We start from the raw sequence: 14655 nt of genomic DNA, 5'->3' as shown, positions 1-14655 counted from the left end.
AAATCCACTTCTAACGTGACCAAGGGGGAAGACATGAAACACACACTGACAAGATTCGCCGTGCTGGCCGGCGCCGGCGCGGCGCTGGCCTCCTGTGGCGGCAACAGCCATATGCCTGACGAATTGAATGTCTTGCCGTCTTATCTGGGCGCCATCACCATCACCAGCTATGACGGCACCAGTGACGATTTGCTGACGGCGGGCTTGGGCAAGACCGGGCTGGCGGCCGCCGTGCCCGCCTACGCCGATCCGCTCAATCCCAAGGCCGCTGAGCTGCGCCGTAACGCGATCTGGGCCAATTACCGGGCTGTGCTCGATATCAACGCCAACAGCGGCTACGGCACGCTGTACGGCCCCAATGTGGACGCCAAGGGCAATGTGACGGCCAGCGAAGGCAAGATAGCCGGCACCGAGTACCTGGCCTATTCCGATGATGGCACCGGCAACCAGAACGTGACGCTGATGGTGCAGGTGCCGGCCGGTTTCGATCCGGATCATGCCTGCATCGTCACCGGCACCTCAAGCGGCTCGCGTGGCGTCTACGGCGCCATCGGCAGCGCCGGCGAATGGGGACTGAAGAACAATTGCGCGGTGGCGTATGCCGACAAGGGCAGCGGCAACGGCCTGTACACGTTCGACGACGACAGCGTGAACCAGCAGAACGGCGTGCGGGCCACGCGCACGGTGGCGGGCAAGAACGCCAATTTCTCGCCCGCCCTGAGCGATGCCGACCGGGCCGCCTTCGCCAAGCTGACGGGCCGGGTCGCCTTCAAGCACGCGCACTCGCAGCAGAATCCGGAAAAGGATTGGGGCAAGTTCACGCTGCAGGCGGTGGAATTCGCCTACTACGTGCTCAATGAAAAGTACGGCGTGCTGGCCTCGGACAACAAGAGCCACGTGATCCGCCTCACGCCGCGCAACACGGTGACGATCGCATCGAGCATTTCGAACGGCGCCGGTTCCGCGCTGCTGGCGGCGGAGCAGGATACCAAGGGCCTGATCAGCGGCGTGGCGGCCACCGAGCCCCAGATCCAGCCCAAGACGTCCACCGGCTATACCGTGCGGCAGGGCGGCGCGCCGGCGACGGCGCAAGGCAAGGCGCTGTTCGATTACTCCACCTATGCGGCGCTGTACCAGCCCTGCATCGCCGGCAGCGCCGGACGCTGCACCGCGCTGGCAGCCAAGGGCTTGCTGGCGGCGGGCGACCTGGCCACGCAGCAGGCCGACGCCAAGGCGCGCCTGAAGGCCTACGGCTGGCTGGCCGATTCGGATGTGTTGCAGGCGGCCCATGCCGGCACCAACATCCTGGTCGCCGTGACGTACGCAAATGCGTACGGCAAGTTCTCCGTGACGGACAAGGTGTGCGGCTTCTCGTTCGCGCCGGTGGATGCGACGGGCTTGCCGGTCGCGTTCACGGCCGCGCAGAAAGCCTCCAGCTTCGCCACCCAGAACGGCATCATCGGCAGCGTGATTTACGAGAATTCCGCCGATGGCATCCCCAAGGTCTACACGCTGGGGATTTCGCCCAGCAACGGCCAGGCCGACCAATCGCTGGATGGTTTCCTGTGCCTGCGCGCATTGGCTACCGGCATGGACCCGGTCACCGGCGGTGTGCTGGATGCCGGCTTGCTGGCGCAGAGCACGCGGGTGAAGGCCGGCATGGCGGAGGTGGCGGCCACGGGCAATCTGCATGGCAAGCCCGCCATCATCGTGCAGGGGCGCAGCGACACGCTGATCCCGGTCAACCACGCGTCACGGGCCTACCTGGGCTTGAACGCGTCGGCGGAGGGCGCCACCAGCAAGCTGCGTTATATCGAAGTGACCAATGCCAATCACTTCGACGCGTTCACCAACGCACTGCCGGCCAATATCGTGCCCTTGCACGTCTACCTGTTCCGCGCGCTGGATGCCATGTATGCCAGCCTGAAGAGCGGTTCGTCGGCGTCCTTGCCGCCATCGCAGGTGGTGCGGACGGTGACGCGGGCTGACGCCAGCACGCCGATCACGGTCGCCAATGTGCCGCCGATCTCCGCGTCGCCGGCCGCGGCTGACGCGATCACGGTAACGGGTACCGTCGTGGACGTGCCGAACTGAGTTTGAACAGGCGATGAAGGGCGGGGAGGTGATGGCTTGCCTCCCCGTTTTTTTTTCGTGCCGGACTGGGTGTCTGCGTGTGAACAACTTGCTGTGTTGGGGGGGGACGTAACCGGTGTTACGTCCCCGCTTTCGTTTACAGCGCGGCGGCGTAGATGGCGCGGGCGTCGGCGCGGGTGACGGGTCGGGGATTGTTGCCCAGCAGCCGGGTCTGCAACATGGCTTCGTCGGCCAAGCGGTCGAGGTCGCTTTCCTGGATGCCCACTTGCTGCAAGGTGCGCTCAATACCGGCGATGATGGCAAATTGCTGCATTGCAATAACCAGCGCTTCCGCCCTGGCCTCTTCGCTGCCGCTGGCCTGCGGCACGACCACGGCGGCCAATTCCGCGTACAGCCCGGCCGCTTCCGGCGCGTTGAAGCGCAGCACGTGCGGCAGCACGAGCGAGTTCGACAGCCCATGTGGCACGTGAAACATGCCACCGATCGGGTAAGCCAGCGCGTGCACGGCGGCCACTGGAGCGTTGGAGAACGCCTGTCCGGCCAGCATGGCACCTAGCAGCATGGCCTGGCGCGCGGCCAGGTTGCGGCCATTCTCGCAGGCACGGATCAGGTTCGCGGACAGCAAGCCCAGCGCCTGACGGGCCAGGATGTCGGACATGGGGTTCTTCTTGTGGCGGCTGGTGTAGGCCTCGATCGCATGGACCATGGCGTCGATGCCGGTGGCGGCCGTCACCATGGCGGGCAGGCCCAGCGTGAGTTCCGCATCCAGGATGGCCAGGTCGGCGTACAGCTGGGGCGCGACGATGCCCATCTTGGTGGTGGCGCCGGTGGTGACGATGGCGATGTTGGTCACCTCCGATCCGGTGCCGGCCGTGGTGGGAATCTGCACCAGCGGCAGCCGCGTGCCGCGCACATTGCCGATGCCGTAGATGGCGTTCAATTGCCGGGTGTCGTCGGCCAGCACGGCGATCAGCTTGGCCACGTCCATGGAACTGCCGCCGCCGAAGCCGATGATGATGTCGCTCTCGTCGGCGCGGGCGGTGGCGACGGCATCCTGTATCACCTGCTCGGGCGGGTCGGATACCACGTCCGAGTACACGCGCACATGCAGGCCGGCTGCCTGCAGGCTGGCCATGGGGGCGTCCACCAGACCGGTCTTGAGGAAGCCGGGATCGGTGACGAGCAGGGCGCGGCGGGCGGTGGGGAAGCGCTGAGTGAGCAGGGCGCCCAGCTGACAGGCGGCGCCCGGTTCGGAAATGATCTGTGGGACGGTGCTGAATGCGAACGCTGGAATATCGTGCATGGCGGTTTCCGCGGGTTGTGGATTTCACGTGAAGCTTACACCAAGCGGGCAACTATGCGGCATCGGCATGAGGCTGGATGTTGGTTTGATGGGAGGTTGATGCGGGCTTGATTATGCCGGATGGCGGCTGGCCCCGGCGATGGGCCGCGGCTCAGCGTCCAGCTACGGGTGACGGTCGTTGCCGGAGTTCGCCGGTTGGGGCGAGGTTGGGCGGATGTTGGGCGGATGTTGGGCGGATTGCGGGCGCAACTATGCGCAATCGGCATCGGGGCCGCCCGGTTGGGTTGCTCTTTCTTCCGTACAATAAGGCCCTTGTTTTCTTGCTTCGATAGGGTAGGTGATGGTTGATTATCTGGTGTTGGGTGTGGCCGCGTTCGGCGCGGGGCTGGTGGATGCGGTGGTCGGGGGCGGGGGATTGATCCAGATTCCGGCGCTGTTTTCAGTCTTTCCCAACATGGCCCCAGCCACGCTGATCGGTACCAACAAACTGGCCAGCATCTGCGGCACCAGCGTGGCGGCCGTCAGCTATGCGCGCCGGGTGAAGATCGCCTGGTCGACGGCGGCGCCGGCCGCCATCGCCGCGCTGGTGTTCGCCTTCGCCGGCGCCTACACGGTGACCAAGGTATCGCCCGACTTCATGCGCGCGCTGCTGCCGTTCATCCTGCTGGCCGTGGCCGTCTACACCTTCGCCCGCAAGGACCTGGGCGCCGTCCATGCGCCCATGCACAGCGGCGCCAAGGAACAGGCGCTGGCGCTGGGCGTCGGCGCCTGCATCGGTTTCTATGACGGCTTCTTCGGTCCGGGCACGGGCAGCTTCCTGGTATTCCTGTTCGTACGTGTGTTCGGCTTCGACTTCCTCGGTGCGTCGGCCGTGGCCAAAATCGTCAACGTGGCGTGCAACTTCGCCGCGCTGCTGTGGTTCGGTTACAGCGGCCACCTGGTCTGGCAGCTGGGCGCGATGATGGCGGTGGCGCAGATCGGCGGTTCCATCGTCGGCTCGCGCATGGCGCTCAAGCATGGCAGCGCTTTCGTCCGCAAGTTGTTCCTGGTGGTGGTGGCGGTCTTGATCTGCAAGACCGGCTACGACGCGGTGATCCGACTAGCATAGATTGTTCCACGTGGAACACAGGGGGCGCCACCGAAAGGGGCGCCCTTTTTGTTTTTTGGCCGCCAAAATTCGTCACTTGAGCCCTGTTCCACGTGGAACAATTTATGCCCGGTTTGATGAAAATTTGTGCTGAAAAAATTCGCAGCTGAAAAAAGACTCTATAATCTGACCTCAATCCCTTCGCATTTACCAATTCCATCATGTTATTTCCTACTGAATTCGACGTCATCGTTGTCGGCGGTGGTCACGCCGGTACCGAGGCGGCCCTCGCTTCCGCCCGCATGGGGCAGAAGACTCTGCTGTTGACGCACAACATAGAGACGCTGGGCCAGATGTCGTGCAACCCATCCATCGGCGGTATCGGCAAAGGCCATCTGGTCAAAGAAGTCGACGCCATGGGCGGCGCGATGGCGATCGCCACCGACGAATCGGGCATCCAGTTCCGCATCCTCAATTCCTCCAAAGGCCCCGCCGTGCGCGCCACCCGCGCCCAGGCCGACCGCATGCTGTACAAGCAAGCCATCCGTTCGCGGCTGGAGAATCAGCCCAACCTGTGGCTGTTCCAGCAAGCCGTGGACGACCTGATGGTGGAGGGCGACCGCGTGGTTGGCGCCGTCACCCAGATCGGCCTCAAGTTCGCGTCGCGCGCCGTGGTGCTGACGGCCGGTACTTTCCTTGACGGTAAGATCCACGTCGGCCTGCAAAACTACTCGGCCGGCCGCGCCGGCGATCCGCCCGCCATTTCCCTGTCGGCCCGGTTGAAAGAATTGAAGCTGCCGCAAGGCCGCCTGAAGACGGGCACGCCGCCGCGCATCGACGGCCGCAGCATCGACTTCGCCGCCATGACTGAACAGCCGGGTGACCTGGATCCGGTGCCCGTGTTCTCCGTGATGGGCAACGCCGCCATGCACCCGCGCCAGATGCCGTGCTGGGTCACCCACACCAACAGCCAGACGCACGACATCATCCGTGCCGGCCTGGACCGCAGCCCCATGTACACCGGCGTGATCGAGGGCGTGGGCCCCCGTTACTGCCCGTCCATCGAGGACAAGATCCACCGCTTCTCGGCCAAGGAATCGCACCAGATTTTCCTGGAGCCGGAAGGCTTGACCACCAATGAGTTCTACCCGAATGGCATCTCGACCAGCCTGCCGTTCGACGTGCAATTGAACCTGGTGCGCTCGATGAAGGGCATGGAAAACGCCTTCATCCTGCGTCCCGGCTATGCCATCGAGTACGATTATTTCGACCCGCGCGGCCTGAAAGCGTCGCTGGAAACGAAGGCCATTTCCGGCCTGTATTTCGCCGGCCAGATCAACGGCACCACCGGCTACGAGGAAGCGGCCGCGCAAGGCATGCTGGCCGGTATCAACGCGGCGCTGCAAACCTCGGGCCGCGAGTCGTGGACGCCGGGCCGTTCGGAAGCCTACCTGGGCGTGCTGGTCGATGACCTCGTTACGCAGGGGGTGCAGGAACCGTACCGCATGTTCACCAGCCGCGCCGAGTATCGTTTGAGCCTGCGCGAAGACAACGCCGATATGCGCCTGACGGAAATCGGCCGCAAGCTCGGCTGCGTGGGCGACGCCCAGTGGGCCGCGTTCGACCGCAAGCGCGAAGCGGTGGCGCAGGAACTGGAACGGCTGCGTTCCACCTGGGTCAACCCGCGCATCCTGGCGGCGGCCGAATCGGAGCGTGTGATAGGCCAGGCCATCGAGCGTGAATATTCGCTGGCCGACCTGCTGCGCCGTCCCGGCGTCGAGTATGAAAAACTGATGAGCCTGTCCGGCGTGGATGGCCGCGAGCTGGCCGGCCCCGGCGTGAGCGATGCGGCGGTGCGCGAGCAGGTCGAAATCCAGCTCAAGTATTCGGGCTATATCGACCGCCAGACCAAAGAGGTGGAGCGCCACGAACACTACGAAAACCTCAAGCTGCCGGAAGCGTTCAACTACCTGGACATCACGGCGCTGTCGGTGGAAGTGCGGCAAAAGCTGCATGCCCAGCGGCCCGAAACCCTGGGCCAGGCATCGCGTATTTCCGGCGTGACGCCGGCCGCCATTTCGCTGCTGCTGGTGCATTTGAAGAAGGCCGGTTACGGCGGCTTCGCCACCCTCAAGGAAGAGGCTGCTCAATGAAGGTGTTTGACCGTAACGCGCTGTCGCAGGTCCTGAACGATGGCATCAAGGGTTTGCACCTGGAACTGAACGCGCAGCAAGTGGAGCAGTTGCTGGACTATCTGGCGCTGCTGAACAAGTGGAACAGCGTGTACAACCTGACGTCGGTGCGCGATCCCATGCAGATGGTGACCTTGCACCTGCTCGATTCGCTGGCCGCCGTGCCGGCCTTCGCGGGCGCGCGCAACGTGCTGGACGTGGGCGCGGGCGGCGGGCTGCCCGGCATCGTGCTGGCCATCGCGCGGCCGGACATGAAAGTGTCGATGATCGACACGGTGCATAAGAAAACGGCCTTCCTCAACCAGGTGAAGGCGGAGCTGGGCCTGGCCAACGTGACCGTGTACACGATGCGGGTGGAGCAGCTGCAAGTGAAGCAGCCGTTCGACGTGATCACCTCGCGGGCGTTCGCGGACCTGTCCGACTTCATCAACTGGTCAGGACACCTGCTGGAGGAGGGCGGTCAATTCATCGCCTTGAAAGGGGTGGCCCCGGCCGAGGAGCGAGAGCGACTGCCAGAGCCATGGAAAGTGAGCAAATTACAGCCTTTGGAGGTGCCGGGGCTGGGCGCGGAGCGTCATCTGGTATTTATCTGCAAAACTGAATAAACGATTTATACGGTTTAAATGGTTTATTCGGTATAAATAGTATAAATCGTTTATACCGTAGTAATAGTATAAATAATATTAATCGTATCGCCGGTGGCTGCATGAAAGCCGCCGCGCAGGTACGGCAACTCCTGATAAGAATATACATGGCGAAAATTTTTTGCGTAGCGAATCAAAAGGGCGGCGTAGGCAAGACCACCACCAGCGTGAACCTGGCGGCCGGACTGGCCAAGCTGGACCAGCGCGTGCTGCTGGTGGACCTGGACCCACAAGGCAATGCCACCATGGGTGCCGGCATCAACAAGGCCGGGCTGAAGGCTTCCACCTACGAGGTGATGCTGGGTGAATCCGATGTCGCCAGCGCGCGCCAGCGTTCGGAAGCGGGGCGCTTCGACGTGCTGCCGTCCAACCGCGAACTGGCCGGCGCCGAAGTGGAGATGGTGGAGCTGGATAACCGCGAACGCCGCCTGAAGGATGCGCTGGCGCTGGTGGACAAGGACTACGAGTTCATCCTGATCGATTGCCCGCCCGCCCTGTCGATGCTGACGCTGAACGGCCTGTGCGCGGCGCACGGCGTGATCATCCCCATGCAGTGCGAGTACTACGCGCTGGAAGGCTTGTCGGACCTGGTCAACACCATCAAGAAGGTGCACGCCAACCTGAACCAGGACTTGAAGATCATCGGCCTGTTGCGGGTGATGTTCGATCCGCGCATGACGCTGTCGCAACAAGTGTCGGCCCAGCTGGAGCAGCACTTCGGCGACAAGGTATTCAACACCATCATCCCGCGCAACGTGCGGCTGGCCGAAGCGCCATCCTACGGCTTGCCGGGCGTGACTTTCGATCCATCGTCCAAAGGTGCGCAAGCGTATATCGCGTTCGGCGCCGAGATGGTGGAACGCATCAAGAAAATGTAAGGGAAGTTCTCAGCATGGCAACCAAAAAACTCAAGGGCCTCGGTCGTGGCCTGGACGCGCTGCTCGGCGGCGATGGCGACCTGAACAATCCGGCGCTGGGTACGCCGTCCGAATTGCCCGTGTCGCAAATGCAAGCGGGCAAGTATCAGCCCCGTACCCGCATGGACGAGGGCGGCTTGCAGGAGCTGGCCGCCTCCATCAAGACCCAGGGCATCATGCAGCCTATCCTGGTGCGCCCGGTGGGCAAGGACAAGGCGACCGGCCTGACCAAATATGAAATCATCGCCGGCGAGCGCCGCTTCCGCGCCGCACAACTGGCCGGACTGGAACAGCTCCCGGTGTTGGTGCGCGATGTGGACGACCAGGCCGCCGCCGCCATGGCGCTGATCGAAAATATTCAACGCGAGGATTTGAATCCGCTGGAAGAAGCGCAAGGCATCCACCGCCTGATCACGGACTTCAGTTTCACGCATGAACAGGCGGCCACGGCTGTCGGCCGTTCGCGCAGCGCCGTCAGCAACCTGCTGCGCCTGATGAACCTGGCCGCGCCGGTGCAAACCATGTTGATGGCCGGCGATATCGACATGGGGCACGCGCGCGCGCTGCTGGCCGTGGACGCGGCCACCCAGATCACGCTGGCCAACCTGGTGGTGGCCAAGCGTCTTTCCGTACGGGAAACGGAAAAGCTGGTCAACAAGACGCTGGAGGAGCAGCAAGCCCATCCGGCCGAAAAAGCCCAGAAGGAGAAGTCGGGCGACATCCTGCGCCTGGAAGAGGAACTGTCGGACGCCCTGGCCACGCCGGTGGTGTTCAAGATGGGGACGAAAGGCCGCGGCCAGATGATCATCGATTTCGCCGACCTCGACATTCTGGACGGCGTGCTGGCCCGGCTGCGTGCCTGAGCTTGGTTGGTGACACCAGCGCGTGACACCAGATTGTCACAAAAACAAGGCACCGCTGAGGTGCCTTGTTTTTTTACAACACCGCCGGCAAAAATTAATTCCTATCGGAAAACTTGCCAAGCGAACATTGTTACTGTTGGGTAAATCCCACCCCCCGCCCGGCGAGCGCCACAATTTGTTGCAAACCGGCCCCGCTGTCAGTTTCACATAAGCAAAAACCCATACAATACCGGCTCGGTTCAAGCGCCCCAAAAAGGTGCAAACTTTAGTTATATGGTTCTAAAAGCGTCGCTTTCAAGCCGCAAATGCTCTGCTGCGGTGCAGCAATGTTTGACGTTGATACGTAAAGACACTTATAATCCCGTGTCTTTGGTATATCGACATCTCTAGGAACCTGGCGCGTGAGTGATACAACACAAAGTATTTCCCGGCCCGTGTATCGAGTTGTCACCCTCCAGTTGGTTATCGCCACTGGGTTTGCCTTGCTCGTGGGAACCATGAGCAGCGCGTTGAAAGGTTGGTCGGCCGCATACGGCGGAGGAATCGCAGTCATCGGGAGTCTGATGTACGCGATGATCGTCGCGGGCGGCTCAAATGACGCCAACCGAGCTTTTCGGACGCATATCCGCGCCGAAGTCGTAAAGATTTTTACCACGGTAGTGCTGTTCGTACTGGCACTGGCGCTGTTTCAGTCGGCCTCTTGGTTATGGCTGATCTTAGGTTTCGCGGTGGCAACCTTGGCTTACTGGTTTTCACTGCTCGCAGTTTAATCACCAAAATCTATTACTTATATGACCACAGAACACGCTGTTGAGGCGGCCCACGGGGCGCCGGCGAATGCCACCGAATACATTCAACACCACTTGAGCCACCTGCACGACGCCAATGGCATGTGGAATCTGGACACGTTCTGGATTTCCGCGTTCCTGGGCCTGGTGTTCCTGGGGGTGTTCTTCATGGCTTCGCGCCGCGCCACGGCCGGTGTGCCGGGCAAACTGCAAAACTTCGTTGAAGCCGTGATGGAACTGGTCAACGAAGTCGTCAATTCCGCTTTCCACGCCAAGAGCAAGGTCATCGCGCCGCTGGCCATCACCATTTTCGTCTGGGTCTGGCTGCTGAACGCCATGGACTTCCTGCCGGTCGACCTGCTGCCCAAGCTGTTCAGCTTCGTGGGCGTGCACAAGCTGCGCGTGGTGCCTACCGCCGACGTCAACCACACCTTCGGCATGTCGTTCGGCGTCATGCTGTGCATTATTGGTTTCTCGATCAAGGCCAAGAGCCTGAGTGGCTGGTTCAAGGAACTGCTGACGGCACCGTTCCACGCGCATGGCGTCATGGCCATCGTGCTGGCGCCCGTCAACTTCATCTTCCAGATGATCGAGCTGCTGGCAAAACCACTGTCGCTGTCGCTGCGATTGTTCGGCAACATGTATGCCGGCGAACTGATCTTCATTCTGATCGCTCTGCTGCCATGGTGGGCGCAGTGGCTGCTCGGTGGTCCATGGGTCATCTTCCACATCCTGGTGGTGACTTTGCAAGCGTTTGTGTTTATGGCGTTGACTGTTGTGTACCTGAGCCTCGCGGTTGAGAAGCACTAAGCAACAAATCGTTTTTCATTTTTTGGTATCTGTAGTCTTTTTTAAAATCTTAGGAGAAATAAATGCAAGCTCTGATCGCACAAGTACAAGGCATGACCGTTCTGGCAGCAGCTATCATCATCGGCCTGGGCGCCATCGGCACCGCGCTGGGTTTCGCAATTCTGGGCGGCAAATTCCTGGAAGCGTCGGCACGTCAACCTGAACTGATGCCACAACTGCAAACCAAACTGTTCGTTATCGCCGGTCTGCTGGATGCGATCTCGATGATCGGCGTCGGTGTTGCTCTGCTGTACACCTTCAACAACCCATTCCTGACCGCCGTTCTGGCCGCCGCTGGTAAGTAATCTGCTCCAACCCTAGGAGAAACTTTTAGTTAGGAGCAAAGGTATGGACATCAATATGTCGCTCATCGGCCAGATGCTCACCTTCGCGGTGTTGGTCTGGGTTTCGATGAAGTTCGTATTTCCAGCGCTGAACACGGCGTTGGATGAGCGTGCCAAGCGTATCGCTGACGGTCTGGCTGCGGCTGACCAGGGCCAGCAAGCCATGGTCGTCGCTGAGAAGCGTGCGGCCGATGCACTGGCCGGTGCACGCGAAGAAGCTTCGCAGCGCGTTGCGGACGCCGAAAAGCGTGCGCAACTGGTCGCGGAAGAAATCAAAGCTAATGCACAAGCCGAAGCGGACCGCATCATTGCGCAAGCCAAGGCAGACGCCGATCAGCAAGTGGCCAAGGCTCGCGAAGCACTGCGCGCTCAGGTGGCTGACCTGGCTGTCAAGGGCGCCGAGCAAATCCTGAAGCGCGAAGTTTCCGCAGCGGCCCACGCCGATCTGCTGTCGCGCCTGGCTGTCGAGCTGTAATCATGGCAGAAAACGCAACCGTCGCCCGTCCCTACGCGGAAGCCCTGTTCCGCGTAGCCCAAGCAGGTAAGGAATCGTTCAGCCTCGCGGCGTGGTCCGAACTGGTGTCCGAACTGGCCCAGATCGGTACCCACCCCGAGGTACAAGCGTTCGCCCGTAATCCGAAAGTGTCGGAGAGCGATGTGATCGCCACTATCACCACCCTGGTGAAGTCGCCGCTGAATACGGAAGCCAAGAACTTCCTGGCGATGCTGGTCGAAAACGGCCGCATCAGTCTGCTGCCGGAAATCGGCGCGCAATTCCAACTGTTGAAAAACAGTGTGGAAGGTGCGGCGGATGCAGCCATTTCCAGCGCGTTTGAGCTGAGCACGGCGCAAGTGGCCGAGCTGGTCGCGACGCTGGAAAAGAAATTCAGCCGCAAGCTCAATCCAGCCGTCACGGTTGATCCATCGCTGATCGGTGGCGTGCGCGTGGTGGTGGGCGATGAAGTGCTCGACACTTCGGTCCGCGCCAAGCTGCAGCACATGCGTGCTGCGCTGGCGGCCTAAGGGACCGCCTGCTTAGAACAGATTCTTCCCCTCGCGCAAGCTGAGAGAAACACTTTTAGGAGTTAGTATGCAACTCAACCCATCTGAAATCAGCGAGTTGATCAAGAGCCGGATCCAAGGTCTTGACGGCGGCGCTGAAGTGCGCAACCAAGGCACGGTTATTTCCGTCGCCGACGGTATCTGCCGCATCCACGGCCTGTCCGAAGTGATGCAAGGCGAGATGCTGGAATTCCCTGGCAACACCTTTGGTCTGGCGATGAACCTGGAGCGCGACTCCGTCGGCGCCGTGATTCTGGGTGCTTACGAGCACATCTCCGAAGGCGACACGGTCAAGTGCACCGGCCGCATTCTGGAAGTGCCAGTCGGTCCTGAACTGCGCGGCCGTGTGGTCAACGCGCTGGGCCAGCCGATCGACGGCAAAGGCGCCATCGACGCCAAGCTGACTTCGCCAATCGAAAAAATCGCCCCCGGCGTGATCGCCCGCGAATCCGTGTCGCAGCCGATGCAGACCGGCTTGAAATCGATCGACGCCATGGTGCCGATCGGCCGTGGCCAGCGTGAGCTGATCATTGGCGACCGCCAGACCGGTAAATCGGCCGTGGCCGTCGATGCCATCATCAACCAGAAGGGCCAGGGCATGACGTGCATCTACGTCGCCATCGGCCAGAAGGCATCGACCATCAAGAACATCGTGCGTTCGCTGGAACAGCACGGCGCCATGGAGTACACCATCGTCGTGGCCGCTTCGGCCGCCGAATCGGCAGCGATGCAGTACATCTCGGCCTACTCGGGCTGCACCATGGGCGAATACTTCCGCGACCGCGGCGAAGACGCCCTGATCGTGTACGATGACTTGTCCAAGCAAGCTGTGGCATACCGTCAGATCTCGCTGCTGCTGCGCCGCCCACCAGGCCGCGAAGCGTACCCAGGCGACGTGTTCTACCTGCACAGCCGTCTGCTGGAACGCGCAGCCCGCGTCAACGCCGACTACGTCGAAGCCTTCACCGGCGGCGCCGTCAAAGGCAAGACCGGTTCGCTGACGGCACTGCCGATCATCGAAACCCAGGCTGGCGACGTGTCCGCATTCGTGCCGACCAACGTGATTTCGATTACCGACGGCCAGATCTTCCTGGAAACGTCGTTGTTCAACTCCGGTATCCGTCCTGCGATTAACGCCGGTATTTCCGTGTCGCGCGTCGGTGGCGCCGCCCAGACCAAGGTCATCAAAAACCTGTCCGGCGGTATCCGTACCGACTTAGCGCAGTACCGTGAACTGGCTGCGTTCGCGCAGTTCGCTTCCGACCTGGACGAATCGACCCGCAAGCAGCTGGACCGCGGTGCCCGCGTGACCGAACTGCTGAAGCAGGCTCAGTATTCGCCACTGTCGATCTCGCTGATGGCCGCCTCGCTGTTCGCCGTGAACAAAGGCTACCTGGACGACGTCACCGTCAAGAAAGTACTGCCATTCGAAGCCGGTCTGCATTCGTACCTGAAGACCAAGCAAGCTGCGCTGCTGGCCAAGATCGAAGAAACCAAGCAACTGGACAAGGACGGCGAAGCTGCGCTGTCGGCCGCCATTGCTGATTTCAAGAAATCCGGCGCATTTTAAGCATACGGCGGCCCCTGTTACGGCAGCGGGCCGCCCCCAGCGCAGAAGGAGTAAGGACTCATGGCAGTAGGCAAAGAGATACGTGGCAAGATCAAGAGCGTAGAGAATACGAAAAAGATCACCAAGGCGATGGAAATGGTCGCCGCATCGAAAATGCGCAAAGCGCAAGATCGTATGCGCGCCGCCCGTCCCTACAGTGACAAGATTCGTAATATCGCCGCCAATCTGGCGACCGCCAATCCGGAATACACGCACCCGTTCCTCGCTGAAGAGCAGAGCGTGGCGGCGAAGGCAGTGGGTTTCATCATCGTCACGACCGACAAGGGTCTGTGCGGTGGCTTGAACACCAACGTGCTGCGCCTGGTGACGTCGAAGACGCGCGAGCTGGAAACGGCTGGCAATAAGATTGCGGCGGTAGCAATCGGTAACAAGGGTTTGGGGTTTTTGAATCGCGTAGGCGTTCCTGTGGTGGCCCAGGCTACCCAGATCGGCGACACGCCGCACCTGGACAAGCTGATCGGACCTGTCAAGGTCATGCTCGAGCAGTTCCAGAACGGCCAGCTCGACGCCGTCTACCTGTGCTACACCAAGTTCATTAACACGATGAAGCAGGAACCGATGGTGGAGCAGCTGCTGCCCCTGCCAGCGGGCAAGAAGCAGGCTGATAAAGGTACCCATTCGTGGGATTACATTTACGAGCCCGATGCTGCGACCGTGATCGATGAACTGCTGGAGCGCTATGTAGAAGCGCTGGTGTATCAGGCAGTGGCGGAAAACCTGGCGTCCGAGCAATCGGCGCGCATGGTGGCGATGAAGTCGGCCAGCGACAACGCTGGCAATGTGATCGGCGAACTGAAGCTGATCTACAACAAGACGCGCCAAGCTGCGATTACCAAAGAACTCTCCGAAATCGTTGCCGGTGCGGCTGCGGTTTAAACGAAT

The 14655-nt window shown here is 61.4% G+C and carries 14 protein-coding genes; 13 read left to right on the top strand and 1 reads right to left on the bottom strand.

All coding sequences use genetic code 11. The features are described from left to right. Window positions 1-33: 33 nt before the first annotated feature. Entirely contained in the window at window positions 34-2094 is a 2061-nt protein-coding gene (locus tag H3H39_RS02375) for a 3-hydroxybutyrate oligomer hydrolase family protein (RefSeq protein ID WP_182151642.1), read from the top strand. Between the two features lie 136 nt (window positions 2095-2230). On the opposite strand, the gene H3H39_RS02370 is transcribed toward H3H39_RS02375, so the two are convergent. Next, complete coding sequence (locus tag H3H39_RS02370; protein WP_375540399.1) at window positions 2231-3388, bottom strand: iron-containing alcohol dehydrogenase; 1158 nt, start codon at window positions 3386-3388, stop codon at window positions 2231-2233. 349 nt (window positions 3389-3737) lie between these two features. On the opposite strand from H3H39_RS02370, the gene H3H39_RS02365 reads away from it, so the two are divergent. From H3H39_RS02365 to atpG, 12 genes are all read left to right on the top strand, one after another. Then, a complete protein-coding gene (locus H3H39_RS02365) occupies window positions 3738-4505 on the top strand; it encodes a TSUP family transporter (RefSeq protein WP_182151640.1) in 768 nt (255 codons plus the stop codon). Window positions 4506-4705: 200 nt separating this feature from the next. Further along, window positions 4706-6637: a tRNA uridine-5-carboxymethylaminomethyl(34) synthesis enzyme MnmG gene (gene mnmG, locus H3H39_RS02360; RefSeq protein WP_182151639.1), complete on the top strand. Its 1932-nt coding sequence runs from the start codon at window positions 4706-4708 to the stop codon at window positions 6635-6637. After that, on the top strand, window positions 6634-7281 hold the full coding sequence (rsmG, locus tag H3H39_RS02355; RefSeq protein WP_182151638.1) for a 16S rRNA (guanine(527)-N(7))-methyltransferase RsmG: 648 nt from the start codon (window positions 6634-6636) through the stop codon (window positions 7279-7281). Before mnmG ends, rsmG begins: the two co-directional genes overlap by 4 nt. 146 nt (window positions 7282-7427) lie before the next feature. After that, the gene (locus tag H3H39_RS02350) at window positions 7428-8198 is read left to right on the top strand and encodes a ParA family protein (RefSeq protein ID WP_182151637.1); all 771 of its coding nucleotides are present in this window, start codon (window positions 7428-7430) and stop codon (window positions 8196-8198) included. A gap of 14 nt (window positions 8199-8212) precedes the next feature. Then, window positions 8213-9100, top strand: coding sequence for a ParB/RepB/Spo0J family partition protein (locus tag H3H39_RS02345; protein WP_182151636.1), 888 nt, complete (start codon window positions 8213-8215; stop codon window positions 9098-9100). 401 nt (window positions 9101-9501) lie between these two features. After that, window positions 9502-9870, top strand: a complete 369-nt coding sequence (locus H3H39_RS02340) for an ATP synthase subunit I (RefSeq protein WP_182151635.1) — start codon at window positions 9502-9504, stop codon at window positions 9868-9870. 21 nt (window positions 9871-9891) lie between these two features. Further along, a complete protein-coding gene (atpB, locus tag H3H39_RS02335) occupies window positions 9892-10698 on the top strand; it encodes a F0F1 ATP synthase subunit A (RefSeq protein WP_182151634.1) in 807 nt (268 codons plus the stop codon). Window positions 10699-10760: 62 nt separating this feature from the next. Beyond that, window positions 10761-11042: a F0F1 ATP synthase subunit C gene (atpE, locus tag H3H39_RS02330; protein ID WP_182151633.1), complete on the top strand. Its 282-nt coding sequence runs from the start codon at window positions 10761-10763 to the stop codon at window positions 11040-11042. Between the two features lie 43 nt (window positions 11043-11085). Further along, window positions 11086-11556 (top strand): F0F1 ATP synthase subunit B, encoded by a 471-nt coding sequence (locus H3H39_RS02325; RefSeq protein ID WP_182151632.1) that lies wholly within the window; start codon window positions 11086-11088, stop codon window positions 11554-11556. Window positions 11557-11558: 2 nt separating this feature from the next. Next, on the top strand, window positions 11559-12104 hold the full coding sequence (locus H3H39_RS02320) for a F0F1 ATP synthase subunit delta (protein WP_182151631.1): 546 nt from the start codon (window positions 11559-11561) through the stop codon (window positions 12102-12104). Between the two features lie 67 nt (window positions 12105-12171). After that, window positions 12172-13713: a F0F1 ATP synthase subunit alpha gene (gene atpA / locus H3H39_RS02315; protein ID WP_182151630.1), complete on the top strand. Its 1542-nt coding sequence runs from the start codon at window positions 12172-12174 to the stop codon at window positions 13711-13713. A 60-nt stretch (window positions 13714-13773) separates the two neighbouring features. After that, window positions 13774-14649: a F0F1 ATP synthase subunit gamma gene (gene atpG / locus H3H39_RS02310; protein WP_182151629.1), complete on the top strand. Its 876-nt coding sequence runs from the start codon at window positions 13774-13776 to the stop codon at window positions 14647-14649. The last annotated feature ends 6 nt before the right edge of the window (window positions 14650-14655 follow it).

This window comes from Rugamonas apoptosis (genome assembly GCF_014042355.1).
Taxonomy (GTDB): domain Bacteria; phylum Pseudomonadota; class Gammaproteobacteria; order Burkholderiales; family Burkholderiaceae_D; genus Rugamonas; species Rugamonas apoptosis.
The sequence above is the reverse complement of the archived record's forward strand: the minus strand, read 5'-3'. Positions and strand labels throughout refer to the sequence as shown.